The organism is Olsenella sp. KH3B4 (assembly GCA_900111695.1).
Classification (GTDB): Bacteria; Actinomycetota; Coriobacteriia; order Coriobacteriales; family Atopobiaceae; genus Tractidigestivibacter.
Genome location: FOHD01000010.1, coordinates 49,924 through 74,147, shown reverse-complemented (window position 1 = coordinate 74,147; position 24,224 = coordinate 49,924). Strand labels below are relative to the sequence as shown.

Genomic DNA, 24,224 nt, shown 5'->3' with positions numbered 1-24,224 from the left:
CGGCCTGAAGCCGCGCTGCCACAGAAACCAATCATAGCCAAACGGGTGACGTGGGGCACGTCACAGGGCGCGCTCCCCCTGCGAGCACACATGCCCCAGGAGCGTCGTGCCATCTGGCGAGACGCCCGTCATGCGCACGGGAACGATCGCGTCGACGGGGACCTCGGCGTCCAGCGTGACGTCAAAGAGGCCACCGGAGACTCCGTGCAGCGGAGCCTGCACGCAGACGAGGTCGTCCATGCCGACGAGACGCGCCGCCTCCCGTGCGCGGAGCTCGCGGGCAAGCTCCCGCGCACGTGCGCTCCTCGAGGCCATGACGTGAGGGTCCACCTGGCCTTCCGCAGCCGCAGCCGGCGTCCCCGGACGCCGCGAGTACCTAAAGACGTGCATACGCGAGAAGCCCATCTCGCGACAGAACGAGAGCGACTGCTCGAACTCCTCGTCCGTCTCGCCAGGAAAGCCTACGATGAGGTCGGTCCCCAGGGATGCCTGGGGCAGAAGCTCGTGGGCACGCTCGACTGCGGCGCGGAAGAACGCCGTGTCGTAGGCACGCGCCATACGCCGGAGCGTTGCGTCGCAGCCCGACTGCAGGCAGATGTGCAGGAAGGGCGCAACTCGGCCGTTTGAAGTGGCCATGGTCGAGAGGAGCTCGTCGTTGACGTCGGGCGGCTCGATGGAGGAGAGCCTGATGCGGCCAACGTCTGTGGTCTCAAGGAGCCATGCGAGAAGCCCGGGGAGCCCAACCTCGCGACCGTCTGGCAAAAGCGAGCGATAGACGCCAAGGTTGATGCCCGTGAGCACGACCTCGCTGGCACCACGCCCCAAAGAGCGCAGCACAAGCTCGCGGACGCGCGCCGCGTCGATGGAACGCGACGCCCCTCTCGCCTTCCACACGATGCAGTAGGTGCAGCGGTTGTCGCAGCCGTCCTGGATCTTGATGCCCGGCCTCGTGCGTCCGGTAGGCGTAGGCGTTGAGGCGGGCGCGGCGGAGGCGAGAAGCTCGCCGTCGTCCCCCACGGCCAGCGCGCCGTTGCCCAGGCCCTCGAGGACGGTTGCAGGAACGCGCGACTTGTCCCGCTCAACCATCACGTTGGGCGCGAGGGCAGAGAGCTCGTCTGCGAAGAGGTTTGCCACGCAGCCGGTAGCCACCACGAGCGGAGCCTGCGGAAGCGACGCCGCATGGCGCACGGCCTTTCTCGCCTTGGCCTCTGCCTCCGCCGTCACGGCGCAGGTGTTGATGACCACCGCCTGGGCCTCGTCCTCGGCAGAGACCGCGAGGCCGGCGCGCGATAGCTCGTCGGCAATGAGGTCCGTCTCGACGCGGTTGACGCGGCAGCCAAGGTTCACATAGGCGACGGAGGGTCGTTGGACGCGGGAGCGGAGCTCGCCGGAAGCGCCCGCACCGTCACGCGGCTCCAGTTCCTCCGAGTAACCGCCGCTCACCTGCGTCCGCCCTTGCCGCGCGAGCGGGGCTTACGCCTGTTGTCCTTGAAGGGATTCTTTGGCGCCGACCAGCGCTCGCCGGCAAGGTGCTCGGCCTCCTCGTCCCTCGCGGGAGAGTCGCCCTCCTCCTCGGCGCGCGTCTCGGCTGGGGAGGAATCGTTCTTCTCGCCAAGGGTGCGCTCCGCAACAATGCCGGCGATGTCGAGCAGCTGGCGCTTGTCGAGGTCAGTTGGAACCACAACCTGGACTACGGCGATGAGGCTGCCGCGGGAGATCATGCCCTGGCGCGGCATGCCGCGGCGCTCGACCCTGATCTGCTGCCCGTACTGGCAGCCGGCGGGAACCTCGACCTTGACGCGCTCGCCCTTCATGATGCCGTCGACCGTCACCGTGGTACCCACGATGGCCTGGAGCGCATCCACGCGGACCGTGGTGTAGAGGTCGTCTCCCTGGCGCTCGAAGCGCTCGTCCTGGGCGATCTCGATGCTCACGACCAGGTCGCCCGAGGCGTCTCCGCGGACGCCCGCCTCGCCCTTGCCCGCCACGCGGATGGTCTGGCCGGAGTGGACGCCGGCAGGGACCTTGACCTCGACGGTCTCCCGCGAGGGGGTGCGGCCCTGACCCCCGCAGGTCTCGCAGGGCTTGTCGACGACCTTGCCCGAGCCGTGGCACACGGGGCACGTGGTCTGCGTCTGCATCTGGCCAAAGATGGTGCGCTGGACCTCGATGACGCGACCGGTGCCGTGGCAGCGGTCGCAGGTGCGCTCGTGGCCACCCTCGGCAACGCCCGTGCCGCCGCAGTCGTCGCAGGGGGCAAGGCGGTCGTAGGCGAGCGTCTTGGTGACGCCGGCGGCGGCCTCGGCAAGGGTCACCGTGAGACGGATGCCCATGTCCCGCCCACGCGTGCGAGCAGCGCGGGCACCCGCACCGCCGGAGGCGCCACCGCCAAAGAACGAGTCGAAGATGTCGTTGATGCCAAAGCCGGAGCCGTTGAAGATGTCGGACATGTCGACGTAGTCGGAGCCAAATCCGGCAGGGCCGTTCTCGTCGCCATAGCGATCGTAGTTCGCACGCTTGCGCTCGTCAGAGAGGACCGAGTAGGCCTGGTTGACCTCCTTGAACTTCTCCTCTGCGTTGGGGTCGTCGGAGACGTCGGGGTGAAGCACCCGTGCCTTCTTGAGAAACGCCCGCTTGATCGTCTTTGCGTCCGCGTCACGAGGCACGCCAAGGACCTCGTAGTAGTCCTTCTTCGATTCCACTCTCACCAAACTCCCGAAATCGCCCCGACCCCCGGGGCAAGCCTGCAGACAAAAACGCCGCCTTGGCGGCGCGTACAAGGTCTTTCTCTACCCAAAGGCATACCCGGCGAACGCGAGAATCGCCGGGCGATGCGTGCTTACGCAGGCTACCACAGGAAGCCGTAGTACCTCACGCCGGGGCCCGCCGCCGTGCAGGAGAACATGGAGACCATGAGAAGCGCGAGGATGAGGCCACTTGTCGCCCCGTTGCCCAGAGAGGCCAGAGCGTTTCTCCACCAGCGCGAATTGCTCTTGAGGCCGCCGCCGCGCACCAGGAAGGCGATGCCAACCGCCGCAATGACGATGATGAAGGCGAGAAGTCCGGAAAGCGTCCCGGATACTGCGCCAAAGACGAGGAACGGCAGGTCGAAGCCAAGAATCTGGAAGCCGGTTGCCTGGTAGCGGTTGAGCCGCTCCTCGGGCACCACGACTCTGCACACAAAGTCGCCGGCAGCGGAGCCGTTGGTGCCGGCGTTGCCCATGCCCTTCACACGAATGAGGTCACCATCGTGAGATCCGGCGGGGATGTTCACCACAACCTCGCTGGCTGTGAGAACGCGCCCCGAGCCTCCGCAGGCATCGCAGGGGTCCGCGACCACGCGACCGGTACCCTCGCACTCCGGGCACTCCATGTCCATGACGCCAAAGCCAAAGAGTCCCGTGAGGTCAACGGAGATGCGGCCCGTGCCGTGGCAGGTTGGGCAGGTCTCCGAGTGCTCCGCCTGGACGGAGCCCTTGCCGTGGCACACCTCGCATGCGGCGTAGCGCTGGTAGGTGACGCCCCGCTTGCCGCCCTTCTCAGCAGTGGAAGCATCGAGCGTGACGTCAAAGACGACGTCAGCGCCAACGCGCGGGTTGTACGAACGTGAGCGACCGCCAGTCGAGCCGCGACGCGAATACCCGTAGGAGCCAAAGGGGAAGCCCCAACCGAAGGGGTCTCCCCCACCGTAGCCGCCTGCGTACGGGGAGCCGGTCGACCCCGTCGCGCCAGCAAACGGGGAGCCGGAGCGCATGGCGTCGTAGCGCGAGCGCTTCTCGGGGTCAGAGAGGACGGCGTAGGCCTCCGAGACCTCCTTGAACTTCTCCTCTGCATCGGGCGCCTTGTTGACGTCGGGGTGAAGCTTGCGAGCCTTCTGCTGGAAGGCCTTGCGAATGCCCTCTGTGGAGGCGTCCTTCTCGACGCCGAGAATGGCGTAATAATCCTTGTCGTTCATCGAAGCCATGCGAAGTCTCCTGCCGATGCTTGGGGCGGGCCCTCCACGGGTCCGACTTCGCACGATTGTAGCCGGAAGGCAACGACTCTATACAGGATGCACCGTGCCCCAACGCATTTACCACGTGAGGCAAAGGGACAGTCCCTTTGCCTCATCTACCTCTGAGCGGCGGCGGAAAGGTCGATGCCAATGGGGCGATACGTCACGCCGCACTCGTCGAGGACGTGCTTCGAGATGAGATTGTCCTCGGTCCCATCGTACTTGTCGTCGAGGTAGACAACCTCGCCGATGCCTGCCTGGACAAGGGTCTTCGCGCACTCATGGCACGGGAAGAGCGTTACGTAGACGGTGGCGCCAGCCATGTCCTTGAGCGAGCCGCGGTAGTTGAGAATGGCGTTGGCCTCGGCGTGAATGACATAGCTGTGCTTGTCGTGGAGAGGGTCGACCGAGGTACCCCACGGGAAGTCGGCATCGGCGAGGGCCGAAGGGGTCCCGTTGTAGCCCACGGAGAGAATCCTGTGGTTGGTGTCGGCAATGCAGGCGCCCACCTGCGTACTGGGGTCCTTGCTCCTCAGGCTCGCCGCAATGGCGACGCGCATGAAGAACTCGTCCCACGAAATGACGTCAGTACGCTCACCAGCCATGCTCTTCCCTTTCTACATGGTCTCCCCCGTGCGGGGAGTGCAAATGCGCAGCTGGCCATAGCATGGCGTGCCGGGGGCGACAAATCAAGTGTTTACGTAGATGCGGGTGCAGACGGGCGTGAGGTCACCGCGGCGCCGGGGGCGGTTTGCCTCCGGCAGGTGCTGCGGAGAACTCCGCTGTGGCGTCATTCTGGCGCCAGAGGGCGCGTTACCGCAGCAACAACGTACGAAGTCGCTGCTGTGGCGCCGTTTTGACGCCGGAGGGTGTGTTTTGGCAGCAAGTGCGTACGAAACCCTCGCAGTGGCGTCAATTTGGCGCCACGGGGCGCATTCCCCGCAGAAACTCCGCACGAAACCCTCGCTATGAGCTTCGCCTCACAAGCGTCTCACAACCATCGGCCAAGTCCCAAAGCTCCCCATAGAGTTCGTTGCCCAAGAGCCAGCCTTTCTCGGTAGGCGCAAGGGCGTCACTGAGGTAGCCCTCGCGCACAAGGCGGGCGAGCGTCTCGTCAACAGATTGGCCGAGAAGGTCGCGCGCGTAGGCCACGAGACCCGCGTCAAGGCCAGACGCAAGCCGTGCCCCCAGCATGAGGTCCTCTGCAGCAGCCTGACGCTCTGTCAGGAACTCTTCCTCGAACTTAAGGGAGGGCAATTGGGGATCCTCGGCGATCTCCTGCCTACTGGAAAGAACCTTGAGACGCACTCGAGACATACACTCAGGTAAAGGTCCAAGTTGAGGACAGACCTCCATAAGCCTCAAGTAACCCTCGCGGGTAAGCATTGACGCAGCTCCAGTGCCAAGCCCGAGGTACGGCTTCCCTGTCCAGTAGGCCTTGTTGTGACGACATTCACTTTGTGGCGAACGAGCATAGCTTGCCACCTCGTACCTGCGAAAACCATTACCCTCAAGCACAGCTTGAGCCTGAGTCATCCTGTCGGCTTGGACATCCGGCGAGTTCCACGCAGGTTCCTCGTCGCCCACCTTTAGCCCCAGGGGAGTTCCCTCCTCGATTTGGAGGGGATAGACGCTCACGTGGTCAACCCCAAGCGAAACGATGCCTTCAAGCGTGGACTGCCAGCTTTCGGCAGTCTGGAGGGGAATCGCACACATCAGGTCACACGATACATTCAACCCGTGAGCAAGCGCGGCAACAACGCGATCGCGAGCACGCGCGGCGTCGTGGACCCTACCAAGCTCGGAAAGCTCGCCGTCGCACAGGCTCTGCACTCCCATGGAGAGCCTTGTGCATCCCGCCTCAACAAGATCGTCGAGAAGGGTGCCTGAAAGCGACTCGGGGTTTGCCTCGCAGGTAAGCTCGCTGAGCTCGGGTGCACAGGACCCGACCACCCGCAGGAGACCCCCGAGGTTCTCGCCCAGAAGCGACGGCGTGCCCCCGCCAACATAGAGCGTCTCGCAGTGGTCGAGCATCCCAAGCCGCGATGCTTCCTCTACCTGCTTACCCAGCGCCTGGGCGTAGCGAGCAAGCAGCGTGTCTCCGCGAGGGGTTGCCCAAGAGGCAAAGTCGCAGTATGCACACTTCTGAACACAGAAGGGCACGTGCAGGTACAGAGCATTGGCGCCTTCGGCGATGAGACGGCCGCGCCACCCTGTACCTTCGCAGCTCATAGCGCTACTGGACATCGAGAAGCATCCGCTCGGCTTCGTCTGCTACGGCAAGGTAGTCCTCGAGGGTAAGACACGTTACCGCCATGCCGCGGAGACGGGCCGCCTCAGGCATCCCGCGCAAATACCACCCCGCGAGGCTTCGTGCTCGCTTAAGGTTTGCACCCGTGGCGGCAAGCAGACGCACGTGGCAGCGGAACGCGGCAATCTTCTCGCGCGGGCCATGAATTGCGGGACGCTCGCCCAAGCGCAGCGCCATGGCGTCCCGAAATACCCAGGGGTTCCCGTAGCTTCCTCGCGCAACCATAACGGCAGAAGCGCCGGTCTCGGCAAGCATGCGTACCGCAGCCTGGGCAGACGAGACGTCCCCGGACCCTATGACCGGGACGCCCACGGCCTTGGCAACCCTGCCGACGCAGCCCCAGTCTGCCTCGCCGTGATAGAGCTGGTTGGCAAAGCGCCCATGCACGGCGATGGCCGAGGCGCCGGCAGCCTCCATGGCACGCGCGAAGTCGGGAGCAACCTCCTCGCCCATACGCCTTCCGCGACGAATCTTTACCGTTACCGGAACCCGTCCGTCAACACCTTCGATGCACGAACGGACAAGTGATGCCGCAAGCTCGGGACTGTCGAGCAGAGCCGACCCTTCCCCCTTCTTGGTCACCTTGGGGACGGGACAAGCCATGTTGATGTCAATGAGGGCAAGGCGATCACCCAGCCGCTCGCATACAGATGCTGCGGCCTCACGGAAAAGCTCGGGCTTGGAGCCAAACAGCTGGACGGCGATGTCGGGTTCCGTCTCTGCCGGCTCGACGAGCTCCCAGGTCTTCTCGCCACCATAGTGCAGACCAGCGCACGAGACCATCTCGGTATATGCAAGCCCAGCGCCGCCCGCACGTGCCATGGTGCGATACGCCGCATCGGAGACGCCCGCCATGGGGGCCATGAGAAAGGGGTTAACCCTAAACCTTGACTTGAGGTCAAGTCTATCTCCATGTGTAGACTTAGCCGGTAGAACCGCTGGTCCCGCAGCCAAACCGGCCGCCGGTCCCCACTCGGCCAAAACCTGCGAAGGCGTCATTCGTCATCCACCTTGAGGACGGCAAGGAAGGCCTCCTGCGGCACCTCGACGGAGCCGATGGACTTCATGCGCTTCTTGCCCTCCTTCTGCTTCTCCAGGAGCTTGCGCTTGCGGGAGATGTCACCGCCGTAGCACTTGGCGAGAACATCCTTGCGAACGGCTTTCACGGTGGAGCGCGCGATGATCTTGTTGCCGATAGCCCCCTGGATGGGGACCTCGAACTGCTGGCGCGGGATGATCTCCTTGAGCTTGTCGCAGAGACTTCTCGCCATGTCGTAGGCCCGGTCGCGCGGGACGATGAACGAGAGAGCATCCACCTCCTCGCCCGCAAGGAGAATGTCCAGCTTTACGAGGTCGCTCGTACGGTAGTCGCCAATCTCGTAGTCGAGGGAGGCATAGCCTTTGGTACGGCTCTTGAGCTGGTCAAAGAAGTCGAGAATAAGCTCGGCCAGCGGGATGTCAAAGTGAATCTCCACGGACTTCTCCGAGAGATAGACCATGTCGCTCGTCTCGCCACGGTGGTCGACCACGAGCTGCATCACGGCGCCCATGAAGTCTGGGGGCACGATGACCTTGGCCTTGAGGTAGGGCTCCTCAATGTGATCGATGCGGGTGACGTCGGGCAGGTCCTGCGGGCTTGTAATGTCAACCATCTCGCCGTCAGTCTTGTAGACGTGGTAGTCAACCGAGGGGGACGTGGCGATAAGGTCGAGGCCAAACTCGCGCTCGAGGCGTTCCTTCACGACCTCCATGTGGAGAAGTCCAAGGAATCCCACGCGAAAGCCAAAGCCCAGGGCAACGCTCGTCTCGGGAGTCCAAATGAGCGAGGGGTCGTTCACCTTGAGCTTCTCGAGCGCGTCGCGCAGGTTCTCGTACTGCTTGTTGTCGATGGGGAAAAGCCCCGTGAAGACCATGGGCTTTGCCTCGTGGTAGCCCGGGCAGGCCTCCGCGCAGGGGCGGTCCTCGTAGGTGATGGTGTCACCCGTCTTCACAAGGGCCGGGTCCTTGAGGCCCGTCACCACATAGCCCACCTCGCCCACGCCAAGCTCGTCCAGCGGGGTCTCGAGGGGGCGCTTGCAGCCCACGCCATCGCAGAGGAAGGTGTCGCCAAGCGCCATCATGCGCAGGTGGTCGCCCTTCTTGATGCTGCCATCAAAGACGCGCACCGTGGCCACAACGCCGCGGTACTCGTCAAAATATGAATCCAGAATCAGGGCCTTGAGCGGCGCCTTTGCGTCTCCCTTGGGCGGCGAGACAAGATAGACGATGGCCTCGAGAAGGTCGTGGATGCCCTCGCCGGTCTTGCCCGAGACGAGCACCGCATCGTCGGCCGGGATGGCGAGGTCCTCCTCGATCTCCTTCTTGACCTCCTCGGGATGCGCCGAGGGAAGGTCGATCTTGTTGATTGCGGGAACAATGTCCAGGTTGGCGTTCATCGCCAGGGTGGCGTTGGAGACGGTCTGGGCCTCCACGCCCTGGGTTGCGTCAACCACCAGGACGGCACCCTCGCAGGCGGCGAGCGAGCGCGACACCTCGTACGTGAAATCCACGTGCCCCGGGGTGTCGATGAGGTTGAACTGGTAGGACTCCCCGTCGTCGGCGTCGTAGACCACGCGCACGGCGTTCGACTTGATGGTGATGCCGCGCTCGCGCTCGATGTCCATGGTGTCGAGGAGTTGGTCGGCCATGTCGCGCTCGTCCACCGTGTGCGTGAGCTCCAGGATGCGGTCCGAGATGGTCGACTTGCCATGGTCTATGTGCGCAACAATTGAGAAGTTGCGGATGTGTGAGGTGTCTGTCGTCTTCATGCGAGACATCATAGCGCATGCAGAGCACGTTTCGCCTGCGCCGAAGCTTATCATGGAAGCTAAATCCCGTGGCATGCGAGAGGAGCGACTTTGGACGCGAGTGAGAAGTGCACTCCTGGCTTCGAGCAGCTGCTGTCTGAGGCTGGTCTATCCGAGCGTGAGGCAGAAGCTTTACGTACAGTTGCCCAAGGATTGACTGCTGAGGAGGCTGCACGGCTCATGGGGGTAACTCCTTCGACCGTTGGCACCTACCGACAGCGCGGATACAAGAAACTTGGTGTCTCCACACGATCAGAGTTCTTGAGTATTCCTCAGGCGAGGGCGGAGGCTACCTCGGTCACGCGGAATGCCAATGCGACGGATACTGCCGACAACGCACCGGCCTCTGAATGCTCACGTGCAGAGATTTCTCGCCGCAAGACGAACGCAGGCGCCACGAGAAGGATTGTCCTCGCAACTATTGCGTGCTTGGCATTATCATTGGTTGCTCTATTGCTTTTGCCAGCCCATTCCTTCGAGGATAAAGGCTACCTAGACTCTCCCTCCGGCACTATCTCCACGGACTATGGCGACCTCCCAAATGTGGTTGGCATGCGCGCGGACGCAGCAGCTTCTGAGGTCGCTCAGGCGGGCTTTTGTCCCTTATTTGAAGCGCAGGCATCCGAGTTACCTTCGGGCAAGGTCCTCGAAATCAAGAATGTGAAAGGCGCGGCGGGACTTGGGGCGGGCGTCTCCGCCTTCTCCTGGGGAGAGGGCTGCACTTCCGGCTACAACTTGAAGGGCGGCTGGAAGGCAAGCGTGGTATTAGTGGTAGCGACCTAACCGCTCATCCAGTCAAACGCCCCGTCTGCGAGCCAATCTTTGTAGCATCTTTCGCTTGTGACAGATTTGCCACAACCTAATTCGCTACTTTGTAGCCGCAACGCGTTGCACAGCAGCAATGATTACTACGAAGGGGTGAGCCCATGCTTGATTTCGATAGTATTAATGTATCGCGGAGAGAGCTGATCACTATCGCAGCGAGTGCATTTGCACTGGCGACAATTTCGCCCAACGTAGCAAGAGCAGAGGAGGCTGGCGCCTCGGATGCATTATTGATTCCAGGAAGTGAGGAGGCTCATTGCCGGTGGGAAGGGGCCGTCAGGCGAGCGGCACTTCAAGGCGAACCTGTATATTATGGCCTCGAAGATGAGGCACAACGGGTATTTCCCGGTGCATCTCGAGCCATTGGATCTCAGCGTACCGTAAGCACTTCAAAGAACCTGATAATTGCAGGTCTACCGAACACAGTTATCATTTCCGCAAATTATGGGGTAACTTCAGCAGGGAAAATATCACCGTTTAACTGGGCTGCTATCTATATCTCGGCTGGCAGAATTATTAGCTCAAACTACAACCGTGCAATACTTGATGGCGGAAGAACGAATGCCATCTATTATCACGCAGAAATGCGCGACGTAGCTGACATCTCAACCTATGTCGGAGATTTCTATTGTGAGTTTTACGCTTCGTTCACCGGGCATTTTTACTAAGAGCAATCGAAGTGAGTGGCCATGATATACGGGCTTGGATTTCCTGAGCTTATCATCACTATTCTCGTGACATATGCACCGGTGCTTATTTGCATTATTGTTGCCATCATGGCAATTGCGTGGCTGCTAAGGAATAAGCTCCACTAGTCCTTAACGACTAGAATCCTGAGGTAGATTCGCATCCTCCTCGCGAGAACATGTGAATAATCCTCGATGAACAATCAAAGCCAGCACATCGGCGCAAATAGAGGGTTCCATAAGCGTTTGCTCTGCTATACTCTTTGAGTTGACCTCGCCGTGTCTGGTGCGGAACCCCCACTTCCCACCTACCTAGTTCTTAAGAGGCCTCTAGGAACAAGATTTTCGAAAGGATCCGCACCGTGGCAAACATCAAGTCTCAGAAGAAGCGCATCATCACCGCCGAGAAGGCCCGTATGCGCAACAGGGCAGTCCGCTCCGAGCTGAAGACCTACGTCAAGAAGGTTCACGCCGCCGTCGAGGCCGGCGACGCCGATGCCGCCCAGGCTGCCGCCAACGCCGCTTGCCGCAAGCTCGATAGGGCTGCCGCCAAGGGCATCATCCACAAGAACCAGGCCGCCGACCGCAAGTCTGGCGTCCAGAAGCTCGTCAACTCGATGAAGTAGCGTTGCTTCTCTGAGATGCACGTAACTTTGGGAGCTCGGCACAAGCCGGGCTCTTTTTTTGAGAAGAGCGGGCGTGCAGCCAGCGGACGAGATGTCTATCTGCCAGCCCCACAGATGGTCGTAATGAGCGAGAGAAACGCAGAGCCAGCGTCTCCCGTACCCTTGAGGGCTCGCTCGCAGGTGTCGCAGGCCGCAAGGTCACGCTCGAGCTCTCCCGGCGCAAAGCGACGAGCCCAACGCACGTAGTTCCTCACCTGCCAGTCCTGCTTGCCCAGCGCCCGAGCGACTCCCGCACCCTCGCCCCTGGCATCAAGCGAGCGCGCGCAGATGAGCTCGCGGATCCGGATGGTCACGAGCGTGAGAAGACCCACTTGCGATGAGCCTCGAAGCAACGCATAGAGCTCTAGCGAGCGACGGGCGTCCTTCTCGCTCAGGCGGTCGAGAAACTCCCAGGGCTTGACCTCTGCGACGCGCGCCACGTTCCCCTCGACGTCCGCGCGGGTCACCTGGCCCTGCCCGCCCTTGAGCGCAGAGAGCGTTCGAAGCTGGGTGTCGAGCATGGTGGTCGACTCTCCCACGCGGTCCACGAGCGCCCGAGCGGCGTCTTGGTCGATGTCAAGGCCATGCGAGCGCGCGAGCTTCTGCACGTAGCCCGGGAGGTCTCTTCTCGTGGCTGGCGTGCAGTCGATGACCGCCTTGGGTCCCACTTTCGCAACCGCCTTGTAGAGACGCGTCGACTTTGCCAACGTGGTTGCCGAGAGAAGCAGCGTACAAGCGGGGTTGGGATCCTTCAGGTATGCAACAAGCGCCTCCGAGACTGGCTTGGGGAGCTTGTCGGCAGGATCGATGATTACGATACGAGGCGAGTTGCCCACAGGCATCGTGTTGAGAGACGAAACCACGGCAGTGGGATCCGTATCTGCCGTGGGGGCAATCTCGTCGAGGTTGAAGGCGGCCAGCCCCTCGTCCAGATAGCCCTTGAGACGCGTGATTGCGCTCTTTCGCTTTAGCTCGTCTGCACCAACCACCAAGTATGCCGGCAGCAGCTTTGCCGTCTTTGCCATGCATTCCCTCCATCGTCTTGACCTCCCTACTTTGCCACAAACCAGGCTTCATCACAGGCCAGATGCCATAGCTGCCGCGTCCCTCCTTACCGCGCGCTCCGTCGAGACCGTAGGTCCCCTGGCACCAGGCCAGACCGTAACGGTTCCCACGTCCTTGGTGCAGAGAAAGGCCGAGCCTACCCCTTCAAGTGCCTCGACGCACTCCTCGCGCGGGTGGCCGTACCTGTTGCCCTCGCCTGCACTCGCGACGGAAACCTCAGGGTCGAGAAACGCTGCCTGTACCGGGGTGAGAGAAATCTCGGAGCCGTGGTGACCCACCTTGAGAAAGTCGATGTCCCCAACGTCGCCTCTCGCCTGGCAGGCGCTCATCTCGTCCTTCTCGGCATCTCCTGTAAGGAGGCCGGTGAGCTTATTGCTCCCATGCTCGTAGGTGAGGGCAAGCACCAGCGAGTCTGCGTTCTCGGTGCCGTCGACCGTGGCGTCGGGCGAGACCACGCGCAGCGAGAACGCACCCACACGGAGGGTATCCCCGTAGGAGACCTCCTCTGCCGCATGGCCCGAGAGCCGCCCGATACTCTCGGAGAGGTCCTTGGGAATCTGGCCCGCAACGCCCTCGGCCACAAGGACTCGGTCGCAACCTAGGCGTCCCACAAGATCGTCCACGCCACCAGCATGATCATCGTGGAGGTGCGTGAGAACGATTGCGTCCAGGTGGATAATGCCCTGCCGCGCAAGCGCCTGCGAGGCCGCGGCGCCGGGCCCCGTGTCCACAAGCACTGCCGAGCTGCCATCGGCCACAAGGATGGCATCTCCCTGCCCCACATCCAGCACGCATACCCTTGCGGGCTGCAGCAGACGCAGGCCAAGCAAGGTGAGAACCAATGCGCCTGCCAGCGCCGCAACGCCACAAACAAGATGGCGGTGCCGGGGAACCGGCCAGAATCCGTAGAGAGCGACGCTGGTGGCAACGAGGGCCACAAGCATGGGGGCAGCATTTACCTCCATGGGCAGACACGCCAGAGGGAGTCTCGCTAGAGCGGAGAGCGCACCGCAGAACCCCTGCGAGACCGTCGTCGCCACAGTGAGAACCGGAGCCTGCAGTGCGGTCAAGGGCGTAAGCACAGCTGCGACCAGCCCCAGAGAGACAAGGGCTGTGAAGAGAGGGGCTAGCATAAGGTTCGCTAACGGCGCGATGAGCGACACCTCGCCAAATGCGGGGACGGTCAGTGGCAACGTGAAGAGTTGGGCGACAAGGGAGACTCCCAGGGCTTCGCAAGCCGTTGAGAGCAGGCGCACAAGGGCGTGCGTTACTGTCGTCGAGCATCTGCCAGAGCGCCTCAACCCGCTCGTGAACACGTCGAGAGCGTGGCTCGCGTAACCTCCAAAGAGGCAGATCCCAACTACCGAGGTAACCGAAAGAAGAAACCCCAGCTGGCCAGTGACAAAGGGGTCGAGAAGCGCCATGACAAGGGCCGCCGCACATGTGGAGGAGAGCGCATGAGACCTTCTCCCCACAAGTGACCCGCCAAACGAGATGCAACTCATGATGCCCGCACGCACGGCAGACGCAGGCGCCCCGCAGAAGACGATGAAAAGGCAAATCACACCGAGCGCGAGAGAGCCCCTCGCGGCTGGTCCCATGCTTGTCTTGCCGAGAAGCGCTGCAAGCGCACCGGCGAGAATCGCCAAGTGCCCTCCTGACACGGCGACCAGATGAGAGACGCCGCAGGTCGCAAACGCGCAGTCCAGCTTGCGGGAGTTTATGGGAGCGCGGTCACCGCAGACGCTGCCGGCAAGCACGGCAGCACCGTCAGACTCGTAGGGCGAGAAGGACGCAAGCACTGCTCGCCTTGCACACAGCACGACGCCGAGCAATCCCTTCGCCTGACTCTCGGACGAGACGCGCACGATTGAAACCGTGCCAGCAAGCCCCTGCATGCGCGAGGTGGTGCCCCACTCGTCATCTCCATTTGGCCGGAACCGTCCCACACAGGTGACCAAAGAGCCGCATTCGAGGCGATTCGGGGAACTGAGCCATACCCGTCCTACCTCGACGTTATTGTCACCAAGTACGCGAGCGCGTCCACGCCACCCGCGCTCGCTCTCCGTCATGTCTCCCTCGACCTCGAGCGTCCACGCCGAGACCGGTGACGTCGAGAGCGCGTCTGTCGCTGCCCTCACCCGCCCCAGCGCAAGCCAGGCCAAAAGCGCACCGGCAAGCGCCGTAACGAGAACAAGCGCGAGGGCAAGGGATGCATGACGGATACTCATACTTATGGATTGCCATCTGACCAAAGCCACCCCAATAGCGCCCGAAGCGAAGCAGAGTGCCACCGCAATCCACGGGACGACACTAAGATTGGCAAAGGGTATCGTCCCATTGCGCAAGACTATGCGCTCTACCAGGATGGCTGCCACGAGTGCCCAGAGCGTCACGGGGATTGCGGGCTTTGCCGGCATGTGGGCATCGCATGTCTCCGCCGCATGCAGACGTGGCACACCGCTTGCAGACCCCCCTCCTCCCCTAGACACGGATCTTCTCCTTGAGCTTGGCGAATTTCTTCTCGCCAATACCCGAGACGCGCATGAGGTCCTCAACGCTCGTAAACGCCCCGTTTGCCTCTCGGTCACGAACGATCTCTGCGGCGGTCGCTTCGCCAACGCCGGGAAGCGCCGTGAGCTCGGCAGCTGTCGCTGTGTTGATGTTTACGATGCCGCTGGGCGTCGCTTCCGACCCACCTGGTGGAACCTCCCCAGAAGACGAGGCGGCCGCCCCTCCCGAAGCGGGGTTCTCCTCCCCTATGGCTGGGACATGTATCTTCTCGCCATCGGAGACCGTTGCGGCGAGGTTCAACATTGAGGTATCCGCGCCCTCCGCTAGCCCGCCCGCTGCCGTGACGGCATCCTGTACGCGAAGCGACTCTCCTACAAGCCGGTAGACTCCCGGGTTTGCCACCATGCCGTCAACATGGATCACGACGGTGGGAGGCTCCTGGGGAACGGTGTCGCTCGCGGAGTCGGTCCTCTCATCTTGCGCTGCCATCTCAGAAGGGGCAGAATCCGCGGCAACAGCGCTCTCGCCGCGCTCGACGGAGAACGAGCCACCCTGAGACCCAAAAGCCACACGCGTACAGGCAATCACAACAATCAGCACAACGAGCACAACGCCCGCGATTCCCACCTTCTTGGCAGGAGAGAAACCAGCTCGTCTCGCCAGTGATTGCATCGTGCGACGAGCGCGTCTTCCGCTCTTTGTTCCTGGTGTCGATGCCTGTGCCATGCCCACCACCCCCTACATCGATGATGGGGGCATGGGCAGGGCGATTTGCCGAGCTATTGAGAAAGTCCGACACGGTGCCGACAGCCTGGTGACACCAACCTGACAGATTTTGTTGTTATCGCAGGAAAGGCTATATACGAAAAGCCAAGATACTGGTCTCGCGCTACACCGTTCACGGCATTAGGGCAGGTACGAACGGTAGGATTTCTCGGCGCTGGAAGAGGGGTGTTCTAGCGTGTCATCGCGTGTCATCAACATGGGATCAAAGCAGAGACGGAATCTCACCGCCCTTCAACCTAAACCTATCATTTGCAGAGAATATCGCTTTCTCTGAAACTCTCCCGGCGTTTGCCCAGTTGGCAAGTAGCGTTTTTGAGAAATAGCGATAAACTCCGCGAGCGTGGGGCTACCGGCGCGGTGACGGCGCGATGGCAGGCGCCACAGGGTGACTATTGGCAGCAACCCCGTAAGAAACCCCAGCTGTGGCGCCAAACCGGCCCGCGACGGCGCCCGCACCGGCGCCGTCGCGAACCCTTCTCGCACCAACAACTCGCACGTCACTGCGCAGGCGCGTCATCCCTGGGCGCAAGCGACGAGTGGTGCGCCCGAAGCGGGCCTTTGGGTGCGTGGTAGCTCGGGCACTGCGGGAAGTCCTCGTACTCGACGGCATCCACCAGCGCGTTCACCATGGCCTCGTGGTCGAAGAGCTCCCAGGCGTCAAGCACCTCGCGCATGCGCGCGTGCGTCTCGGGGCGTCGCGGCATAAACAGCGTGCAGCAGTCCGGTGCCGTCTGCGACGAGATGTCGTAGGTCCCGAGCTCCTGCGCAAGACGAATGATCTCCTGCTTGTCAGAGCCAATGAGCGGCCGCAACACAGGAATGGTGACCGCCTGGTTCACCGCCGCGATGTTGTCAAGCGTCTGCGACGCCACCTGGCCCAGCGACTCGCCGGTCACGATGGCCTTGGCGCCCTCGAGCTGTGCGATTCTCTCCGACACCTGGTACATGACGCGGCGATACATGATGATTCGCAGACTCTGCGGCACTACCAGCGAGATTTGCCGCTGGAACTCGCCGAAGGGCACCACGTACATGCGACCCACCACGCCAGACGGAGCAAGCGCGTCGACAATGTCTCGGCACAGGTACTCGCTGGTGTCAGACGTCATGGGCCTACCCGAGAAGTGCACGGGAATGCAGGTTGCGCCGCGGCGCCCCACCATCCACGTGGCCACCGGCGAGTCGAAGCCGCTCGAGAGGAGCGTCACCACCTTGCCGGCGGTACCCACGGGAAGCCCGCCTACGCCAGGCATCGATGCCGCGTAGACGAAGGTCGACCCCTGAACCACGTGCACCACCACGGTGACGTCGGGATCGTGCATCTGCACGAGCTTGTCGGGGAAGGCCTCGCAGAGCGCGGAGCCCACGATGTGGTTCATATCGATGCTGTGCACGGGATACGTAGTCGAGCTGCGACGCGCATGAACCTTGAACGTGGAGAAGTCCCCAGCCTCGCGGAGCGCGCGGATGGCGGCAGCGTTGTACTCGCCCTCGTCGAGCCCACACTTGTAGGCGAGCGAGACGCGCGCGACACCAGGCACCTTGGCAATGGCATGCGCCATCTCGGGTGTAGCCATGCGATCCTCGGACTCAACCACAATGTAGCCGGAGATGCGCTGGATGTTGGAGATGGGGAACGCCTTGAGTGCGCGATGAAGGTTGGTCACGAGTTGGTTCTCGAAGGTCGAGCGATTCTTTCCCTTAAGGCCAATCTCGTGGTAGTGGACCAGGCAGAGTCTCTCGGTCATGGCCTACTGAATGCCCGCGTTCTCGCCGCGAATAGCCTCGTCGAAGTCATCCTGGACGAAGCCCAGGGTGCCGTCGGCGATCTCGTCCATGGCTATGGAGACCGAGTCCTTGCCGGACGCGACGGTGGTGATGTCGTCGAAGTCCTGGATGGCCGTCACGCGGAGGTGCTGGCCGCGCAGCATGTTATTGATGTCGCAGGCGCGCTTGGACGCAACGGAGCAGAGCAGGAACGGGTTGTGCTCGGTCCTCTCGAGCAGGGTGTCAATCTCGGGCTTAATCACTGACATCTTTGGTAGATCCTCCATTTGACTCGTACAGGTCGATGGTGCGCTCCAGCTCTTGTGCGGCGCGCTCGAGGTCGTCGTTCACAATCCTCACGTCGTAGGACTCGCCAAGCTCAATCTCGTGTCTCGCGTTCTCAAGACGGCACTCGATGGACGACTCGTCCTCGGTACCACGACCGCGAAGGCGGTGCTCAAGCTCATCCATCGAGGGCGGCTCGATAAAGACGAGAACAGCATCCGGGTGGATGCGGCGCACGTTGAGACCACCCTGGACGTCAATCTCCAGGATGAGGGACCTCCCCGCAGAGAGATTCCTTCTCACCTCGGAGAGAAGCGTGCCGTAGCGATGGCCGTGCACGTTGGCCCACTCGAGGAACTCGCCCTGGCTCACCCGGCGAGAGAACTCGGCGTCATCCATAAAGTAGTACGAGACGCCATCGGTCTCCCCGGGCCTGGGAGACCTTGTCGTAGCGGAAACCGTCAGGCCAAGCGAGGGACGGTCGCCGCGAACTTTCGCGACCAGCGTACCCTTGCCCACGCCTGACGGTCCAGAGACGACGAAGAGCCTAGCGGAGCGTCCCACTACTTGGAGAGCGCCTCGATGAGCTGCTCGCGCTGACGGGCACCAAGGCCCTTGACGCGACGGGTCGCGGAGATGCCAAGCTCGTCCATGATCTTGGCGGCCTTGGCCTTGCCGTAACCGGGGAGGGACTCGATGAGCGCGGAGACCTTCATGCGGTTGGCAATGGGGTCGTCGGAGTCAAGGACCTCCTCGAGGGTGACCTTGCCGCTCTTGATCTTCTCGCGAAGCTCGGCGCGCTCATGGCGAGCCTGGGCGGCCTTCTCGAGGGCTTCCTTGCGCTGCTCATCGGTAAGCTGGGGTAGAGCCATTGTTCCTCCAAACATCGAGACAAACTGTTGTGAGGGGCTGGGAGGGAACCTACGGGCCGCCCCAGCGACACAACTAGCTAGTTTGCCAATTCCTCGTACAGTTTACAAGCCCTTTGTGACTACTAGCAGCAGGAATGCAGCCTACACACAATCTGGGCGCCACAAAGAGCCGCTGAGACGACACAAACGGTGCTTTTTGCATCCAGCGGCTCGGATGCAGCCTACTGACGTAGCTCGTCGACAATGGCCTGCATGGCGGCGGCAGGATCGTCCGCCTGCGTGATGGGACGACCAACCACGAGCTTTGATGCCCCGGCAGCGATGGCAGCCGCTGGTGTGGCAACGCGGCGCTGGTCACCCACGGCAGCACCGGCGGGACGCACGCCCGGCGTCACGATGAGGGCGTCGGGACCGAGAAGCGCGCGCATCTCGGCTGCCTCCTGCGGAGAGCACACGATGCCGTCGGAGCCGGCGCCCACGGCAAGGCTCGCCAGGCGCGCGACCTCCTCCTTGAGCGGCTTCTCGATGCCAATCTCCTCGAGCGAGGACTGGTCCATGCTCGTGAGGACAGAGATCGAGACGAGCTGGGTGCGCTTGCCCCCACGCTCCTTGGCGGCAGCCTCGGCACCCTCGCGTGCGGCGGCGACCATGGCGGAGGAGCCGAGCGCATGGATGGAGAGGATGTCCGCCCCCGAGAGCGAGGCAGACTCGACGGCACCCCTCACCTGGAACGGGATGTCAAAGACCTTGAGGTCGAGAAAGACCGAGAGTCCGCGGTCCTGCATGGCGCGCACGATGGAGGGTCCCTCGCGGAAGAAGAGCGTCATGCCGACCTTGACCCACGAGGCGACGCCCGAGAGGGTGTCGGCAAGCTCGATGGCGCGGTCGCGGTCGCAGTCCAGCGCGACGATGACGGCGTCGCGCGCCTCGTTCTCGCTTAGCATTCGAAGGCTCCTATCAGCTCGTTGATGTCGGACACGCCCTGCTCGCCTGCCCATGCCTCGAGCTCGTCGAGGACACGGGACGCGGCGGTGGGATCGTAGAGGTTCGCGGTGCCAACCGAGACCGTTGTGGCACCCGCGAGAATCATCTCGGCGGCGTCCTCTCCCGAGGCCACGCCACCAATGCCGTTGATGGGGATGCCCACCGCCTGCGCGGCCTCCCACACCATGCGCACGGCGATGGGATGGATTGCCGGGCCGGAGAGGCCGCCGGTGGGACGAGAGAGCCTCGAGCGGCGAGTGTGGACGTCAATGGACATGGCGTTTACGGTGTTGACCAGCGAGAGTGCGTCGGCGCCAGAGGTCTCGCAGGCGCGGGCAACCTCGCCCACACGAGCCGGCGCAAGCTTCACGAGGAGGGGCTTTCTCGTGAGCGCTCTCACGGCAGAGACGACCTCTGCCGCATCCTCGGGCGTGCCCCCAAGCAGGCGGCCGCCGCGCGCAAGGTTGGGGCACGAGATGTTGACCTCGATGCCCGCGGCCCACGGCGCCACCTCGTCCAAGAGCTCGACAGAGCGGCGGCACTCGTCCACCGAGTGCCCCACAGCCTGAACGATGACCGCGCAGCCGCGAGACGCCAGCTCGGAGAGGTACGCACCGTACTGCTCGGCAAAGGCTCGGGCACCGGGGTTCTCGAGGCCCACGGAGTTCAGGATCCCCGAGGAGACCTCGCACACGCGGGGCGCAGGGTTCCCGGGCCAGGGCTCGGCAGCCACGCCCTTGCAGGTCACGGCCCCCAGGCGCGCCACGTCGTAGAAACCCTCGAACTGCCAGGCGTGCCCAAAGGTGCCAGAAGCGGTGTTCACGGGATTCTTCATGCGAATGCCGCCGAGGTCGACGGCCATGTTCACCTTGCTCACCACGCCACCTCCCCGGCATCGAAGACGGGCCCGTCCATGCAGCACGAGCGGCTCGTTCCGTCGCGCATGGCAACGTTGCAGCAGCTGCACGCGCCAAAGCCGCAGCCCATCATGCGCTCGAGGGACGCCTGGCAGCCAACTCCCGCGCCCTCGGCGAGGCGGGCGACGCCCGCCATCATGACGGTGGGGCCGCAGGTGAAGACCGTCTCGTAGGTGCGCTCGGCGAGAAGGTCGGCCATGGCGTCGGTAGTGAAGCCGGCACGCCCCAGGCTGCCGTCATCGGTGCACACGACCACGCAACACTCGGGGTCTGCCGAACCCGCCGCGCGAAGGAGATCGACGTCAACGCCCACCAGCTTGGAGCCACGCTGAGCACCCACCACGGCGTCGAATGGGCGCCCCGCCGCCGCCAGCATCTCCGCCGCAGCGAGCACGGGCGGAAGCCCAATGCCGCCCGCAACGAGAAGCGAGCGTCCTTCTCCGCCAGGGAGCCTCCACCCATGGCCGCAGGGCCCCACCAGCGTGGAAGCGTCCCCAGGACGCATGAGCGAGAGGCGACGCGTGCCGTCGCCCACGACGGAGTACTCGATGCGCACGGTGCCAGCCGCGGCATCGGCACGCGAGAACGAGAGCGGCACCCTCAGGACCTGGGAGGCGTCACACGGAACGGAGATCTCGACAAACTCGCCCGGGGCGAGGAGCGCCGCCACCTCGCTCCTGAAGACCATGCACCACGCCCCCTCGGCAACCTGGTCGTTCGAGACGACCTGGAAGCCGAGGAGACGGGCGCGGGCGCTGTCCCTTGTCGTCCTCACCTAGGCCACCACGCCGTTGGCCAGCGTGCGACGGCCGTCCACGAAGACGTCGGTCGCCTGGCCGGTGAGGCGCCAGCCCATGAAGGCGGAGTTCTTGGACTTGCCCACGAGGTAGTCGGGCGTAACCTCGAACTCGGACGTGGGGTCGATGAGCGTGAGGTCAGCGGCCGAGCCACGCTCGATGCGCACGGGGGCGAGGCGCAGGATCTGCCTGGGGTTCACGGCCATGACCTCGACCAGACGCTTCCAGCTCATGCGGCCCGTGTTGACGAGCTTGGTGAGCATGAGCGGCAGCGAGGTCTCGAGGCCAACGGTGCCGAAGAAGGCGATCTCCCACTCGCAGTCCTTCTCGTGCGGGGCGTGCGGCGCGTGGTCGGTAACCACGCAGTCGATCGAGCCATCGAGAATGCCCTCATCGAGCGCCGCCATGTCCTCGGGAGTGCGCAGGGGCGGGTTCATCTTGAGGTTGGTGTCGTATGCGGGGGTGATGTCGTCCTCGTTCAGGAACAGGTGGTGCGGGGTGACCTCGCAGGTCACGGGCAGTCCCTCGGCCTTTGCCTTGCGCACGAGGTCCAAGCCTTTGGCCGTGGAGATGTGGGCGATGTGCAGCGGGCAGCCAGTAAGGCGGCACAGCTCGATGTCACGGTAGATCTCGAGCTCCTCGCCAAGCGCGGGCCAGCCGAACATGCCGAGGCGCGTGGAGGCCTTGCCCTCGTTGATCACGCCGTGCGTGGTGAGCGTCTCGATCTCGCAGTGGGCAGAGACAACGCGGTCGAACTGCGATACGTACTCCATGCAGGTGCGCATCATGCCGGCGCTCTGGACGCCATGGCCGTCATCGGAGAAGGCGCAGGCGCCCTCCATGACCATGTCGCCGATCTCTGCGAGCTGCTCGCCCTTCTCGCCAGCAGTAAGCGCGCCGATGGGGCGAACGTGGCAGAGGCCAGCCTGGCGCGCATGGTCGAGCTGATAGCGAATCTCGGCACCAGTGTCGGTCACCGGGTCGGTGTTGGGCATGGTCGCCACGTCGGTGAAGCCGCCGTGCGTGGCCGCGCGGGCGCCGGTCTCGATGGTCTCCTTGTACTCGAAGCCGGGGTCGCGGAAGTGCACGTGCATGTCGACGAGGCCGGGCACCAGGTACTTGCCGCGGGCGTCGATGACCTCGCAGCCCTCGGGGGGCTCGAGGCCCTCCCCCACGGCAGCGACCTTGCCGTCGTCGATGAGCACGTCGCAGACGCTATCGAGGTCGACCTGCGGATCGACCGCGTGAGCGCCCCTAAGCAGAAAGGCCATTGTTCTCTCCTCCCAGAAGCAGGTACATCTCGGCCATGCGCGTGAGGACACCCGCGTTGACCTGGTTAAGGATGCGCGAGCGGGCGCAGTCGGCCACGTCGGCGTTGATTTCCATGCCGCGGTTCATGGGGCCGGGGTGGCAGATGATGGCGTCCGGCTTCATGCGGTTCACGCGGGTCATGTCGAGGCCGTAGAGGCGGTTGTACTCGCGGCGGGACGGGATTGCCGCGCCCTCCATGCGCTCGAGCTGGACGCGCAGCATGTAGACGACGTCCATGTCCTCGATCACGTCGTCGAGGCTCGCCGTCTGCGGGCAGCCAAACCAGTCCGGGTCGTCCACCTGGAAGGTTGGGGGGCCGACGAGCGTGACCTCGGCGCCCATGGTCTTGAGCGCGGGCGCGAGAGAACCGCACACGCGGCTGTGCGCCAGGTCGCCCACGATGGCGACCCTGAGGCCGTCGAGGTGCCCAAAGTTCTTGCGAATGGTGTAGAGGTCGAGCATGGCCTGCGTGGGGTGCTGGTGCTTGCCGTCGCCGGCGTTGATGACCACGGCGTCGGTGTTCTCGGTGATGCGCTGCGGGGTGCCTGCGAGCTTGGCGCGGCACACGAACATGTCCACGTTCATGGCGGAGATGGTCTGGATGGTGTCGGCGAGGCTCTCTCCCTTGACCACCGAGGAGGTGCTGCCGCCCATGGAGAGCGAGTCTGCCGAGAGGCGCTTCTCGGCCAGCTCGAAGGAGCTCTTGGTGCGCGTGGAGGGCTCCAGGAACAGGTTCACGATGGTGCGGCCGCGCAGCGCCGGCACCTTCTTGATGGCACGGTTGTTCACCGACTCGAACGACGCGGCGGTGTCCAGGATCTGGGTGATGTCGTCCGCCGTGAGGCTGTAGGTGTCAATGAGGTTCTTGACCGAGAGCATTACCTCTCCCCTCCCTCGATGCCCCAGATCTCGACGGCGTCGTGGTCGTCGAGCGGACGCGCGCACACGCGCACGTCCTCCTCGTGCGAGGAGGGGACGTTCTTTCCAACGTAATCCGCACGAATGGGCAGCTCGCGGTGGCCGCGATCGACCATCACGGCAAGCTGGACCGACTTGGGGCGGCCGTAGTCCATGAGGGCGTCGAGCGCCGAGCGCACGGTGCGGCCGGTGTAGAGGACGTCGTCGACCAGGACGATGTCCTTGGAGTCGATCTCAAAGGGAATGTTGGTGCCGTGGACAACGGGCTGGATGTGGCGCATGACGTCGTCGCGGTAGAAGCTGATGTCGAGCGAGCCCACCGGGGGGCGCGTGCCCTCGATCTTCTCGATCTCATTCGCGAGGCGGTTGGCAAGGGTCTCTCCGCGACGAATGATGCCAATCACCTGGATGTTCGCCGAGCCCTCGTTGTGCTCGATGATCTCGTGAGCGATGCGCGTTGTGGCGCGCTCCATGGCCTGCTCGTCCATGATGACGGCCTTGAGCCTTGGCTCTCCCATGGGACTCCCTTCAAGAAAAAAGATGTCCGAACCGACGTAAGCCGGCACGAGACATCCCATGATGGAAGGCCATGTGTCTGGGTGGACCACACACGGTAGCTGTGCGGACTTCCCTGAGCCTTGCGGGCATCTCGTGCGCGCTTAAAGGTCGAGGAAACTTTAC

At 63.4% G+C, this 24,224-nt stretch carries 23 protein-coding genes; 3 read left to right on the top strand and 20 right to left on the bottom strand.

Features of this window, described 5'->3' with window-relative positions; translation table 11 throughout:
• Positions 1–60 precede the first annotated feature (60 nt).
• The 7 genes from BMX94_RS09320 to lepA all read right to left on the bottom strand — a co-directional run bounded on the left by BMX94_RS09320 (position 61) and on the right by lepA (position 9,112).
• Entirely contained in the window at positions 61–1,443 is a 1,383-nt protein-coding gene (locus BMX94_RS09320) for a MiaB/RimO family radical SAM methylthiotransferase (protein WP_286160078.1), read from the bottom strand.
• Positions 1,440–2,702 carry a molecular chaperone DnaJ gene (gene dnaJ / locus BMX94_RS09315; RefSeq protein ID WP_091005842.1) on the bottom strand — a complete coding sequence of 421 codons (1,263 nt, stop codon included), beginning with the start codon at positions 2,700–2,702 and terminating at the stop codon, positions 1,440–1,442. The genes BMX94_RS09320 and dnaJ overlap by 4 nt, the downstream gene beginning before the upstream one ends.
• A gap of 146 nt (positions 2,703–2,848) precedes the next feature.
• Positions 2,849–3,964 (bottom strand): DnaJ domain-containing protein, encoded by a 1,116-nt coding sequence (locus BMX94_RS09310; RefSeq protein WP_091005841.1) that lies wholly within the window; start codon positions 3,962–3,964, stop codon positions 2,849–2,851.
• Between the two features lie 146 nt (positions 3,965–4,110).
• Positions 4,111–4,599: a deoxycytidylate deaminase gene (locus tag BMX94_RS09305; RefSeq protein ID WP_091005839.1), complete on the bottom strand. Its 489-nt coding sequence runs from the start codon at positions 4,597–4,599 to the stop codon at positions 4,111–4,113.
• Positions 4,600–4,960: 361 nt separating this feature from the next.
• The gene (locus BMX94_RS09300; RefSeq protein WP_286160077.1) at positions 4,961–6,241 is read right to left on the bottom strand and encodes a coproporphyrinogen-III oxidase family protein; all 1,281 of its coding nucleotides are present in this window, start codon (positions 6,239–6,241) and stop codon (positions 4,961–4,963) included.
• Positions 6,231–7,169 carry a tRNA dihydrouridine synthase gene (locus BMX94_RS09295; protein WP_286160076.1) on the bottom strand — a complete coding sequence of 313 codons (939 nt, stop codon included), beginning with the start codon at positions 7,167–7,169 and terminating at the stop codon, positions 6,231–6,233. Before BMX94_RS09295 ends, BMX94_RS09300 begins: the two co-directional genes overlap by 11 nt.
• Positions 7,170–7,300: 131 nt before the next feature.
• Complete coding sequence (gene lepA, locus BMX94_RS09290; protein ID WP_091005876.1) at positions 7,301–9,112, bottom strand: translation elongation factor 4; 1,812 nt, start codon at positions 9,110–9,112, stop codon at positions 7,301–7,303.
• A gap of 90 nt (positions 9,113–9,202) precedes the next feature.
• Here lepA and BMX94_RS09285 point away from each other — a divergent pair, with 90 nt between their 5' ends.
• The 3 genes from BMX94_RS09285 to rpsT all read left to right on the top strand — a co-directional run bounded on the left by BMX94_RS09285 (position 9,203) and on the right by rpsT (position 11,288).
• Positions 9,203–9,934: a response regulator transcription factor gene (locus tag BMX94_RS09285; RefSeq protein WP_177171407.1), complete on the top strand. Its 732-nt coding sequence runs from the start codon at positions 9,203–9,205 to the stop codon at positions 9,932–9,934.
• A gap of 143 nt (positions 9,935–10,077) precedes the next feature.
• On the top strand, positions 10,078–10,644 hold the full coding sequence (locus tag BMX94_RS10555; protein ID WP_143052309.1) for a hypothetical protein: 567 nt from the start codon (positions 10,078–10,080) through the stop codon (positions 10,642–10,644).
• 380 nt (positions 10,645–11,024) lie between these two features.
• A complete protein-coding gene (gene rpsT, locus BMX94_RS09280; protein WP_091005833.1) occupies positions 11,025–11,288 on the top strand; it encodes a 30S ribosomal protein S20 in 264 nt (87 codons plus the stop codon).
• A 95-nt stretch (positions 11,289–11,383) separates the two neighbouring features.
• Here the strand turns inward: rpsT and holA are convergent, their stop codons facing one another.
• The 13 genes from holA to pyrR all read right to left on the bottom strand — a co-directional run bounded on the left by holA (position 11,384) and on the right by pyrR (position 24,061).
• The gene (gene holA, locus BMX94_RS09275) at positions 11,384–12,352 is read right to left on the bottom strand and encodes a DNA polymerase III subunit delta (RefSeq protein ID WP_091005832.1); all 969 of its coding nucleotides are present in this window, start codon (positions 12,350–12,352) and stop codon (positions 11,384–11,386) included.
• Positions 12,353–12,403: 51 nt separating this feature from the next.
• Positions 12,404–14,623: a DNA internalization-related competence protein ComEC/Rec2 gene (locus BMX94_RS09270; protein ID WP_177171406.1), complete on the bottom strand. Its 2,220-nt coding sequence runs from the start codon at positions 14,621–14,623 to the stop codon at positions 12,404–12,406.
• A gap of 253 nt (positions 14,624–14,876) precedes the next feature.
• A complete protein-coding gene (locus BMX94_RS09265; protein WP_218138480.1) occupies positions 14,877–15,632 on the bottom strand; it encodes a ComEA family DNA-binding protein in 756 nt (251 codons plus the stop codon).
• Positions 15,633–16,189: 557 nt separating this feature from the next.
• A complete protein-coding gene (gene thiI / locus BMX94_RS09260) occupies positions 16,190–17,440 on the bottom strand; it encodes a tRNA uracil 4-sulfurtransferase ThiI (RefSeq protein WP_091005827.1) in 1,251 nt (416 codons plus the stop codon).
• 3 nt (positions 17,441–17,443) lie between these two features.
• A complete protein-coding gene (locus BMX94_RS09255) occupies positions 17,444–17,728 on the bottom strand; it encodes a DNA-directed RNA polymerase subunit omega (protein WP_091005825.1) in 285 nt (94 codons plus the stop codon).
• On the bottom strand, positions 17,715–18,308 hold the full coding sequence (gene gmk, locus BMX94_RS09250) for a guanylate kinase (protein WP_091005823.1): 594 nt from the start codon (positions 18,306–18,308) through the stop codon (positions 17,715–17,717). The genes BMX94_RS09255 and gmk overlap by 14 nt, the downstream gene beginning before the upstream one ends.
• Complete coding sequence (gene mihF / locus BMX94_RS09245) at positions 18,308–18,616, bottom strand: integration host factor, actinobacterial type (protein WP_059054191.1); 309 nt, start codon at positions 18,614–18,616, stop codon at positions 18,308–18,310. The genes gmk and mihF overlap by 1 nt, the downstream gene beginning before the upstream one ends.
• Positions 18,617–18,837: 221 nt before the next feature.
• The gene (gene pyrF, locus BMX94_RS09240) at positions 18,838–19,560 is read right to left on the bottom strand and encodes an orotidine-5'-phosphate decarboxylase (RefSeq protein WP_091005822.1); all 723 of its coding nucleotides are present in this window, start codon (positions 19,558–19,560) and stop codon (positions 18,838–18,840) included.
• Positions 19,554–20,480 carry a dihydroorotate dehydrogenase gene (locus BMX94_RS09235; protein WP_091005820.1) on the bottom strand — a complete coding sequence of 309 codons (927 nt, stop codon included), beginning with the start codon at positions 20,478–20,480 and terminating at the stop codon, positions 19,554–19,556. Before BMX94_RS09235 ends, pyrF begins: the two co-directional genes overlap by 7 nt.
• Positions 20,474–21,292, bottom strand: coding sequence for a dihydroorotate dehydrogenase electron transfer subunit (locus BMX94_RS09230; RefSeq protein ID WP_286160075.1), 819 nt, complete (start codon positions 21,290–21,292; stop codon positions 20,474–20,476). Before BMX94_RS09230 ends, BMX94_RS09235 begins: the two co-directional genes overlap by 7 nt.
• A complete protein-coding gene (locus BMX94_RS09225; RefSeq protein WP_091005818.1) occupies positions 21,293–22,585 on the bottom strand; it encodes a dihydroorotase in 1,293 nt (430 codons plus the stop codon).
• Positions 22,569–23,504 carry an aspartate carbamoyltransferase catalytic subunit gene (locus BMX94_RS09220; RefSeq protein WP_091005816.1) on the bottom strand — a complete coding sequence of 312 codons (936 nt, stop codon included), beginning with the start codon at positions 23,502–23,504 and terminating at the stop codon, positions 22,569–22,571. The genes BMX94_RS09225 and BMX94_RS09220 overlap by 17 nt, the downstream gene beginning before the upstream one ends.
• Positions 23,504–24,061 carry a bifunctional pyr operon transcriptional regulator/uracil phosphoribosyltransferase PyrR gene (gene pyrR / locus BMX94_RS09215; protein WP_091005814.1) on the bottom strand — a complete coding sequence of 186 codons (558 nt, stop codon included), beginning with the start codon at positions 24,059–24,061 and terminating at the stop codon, positions 23,504–23,506. Before pyrR ends, BMX94_RS09220 begins: the two co-directional genes overlap by 1 nt.
• Positions 24,062–24,224: the final 163 nt, after the last annotated feature.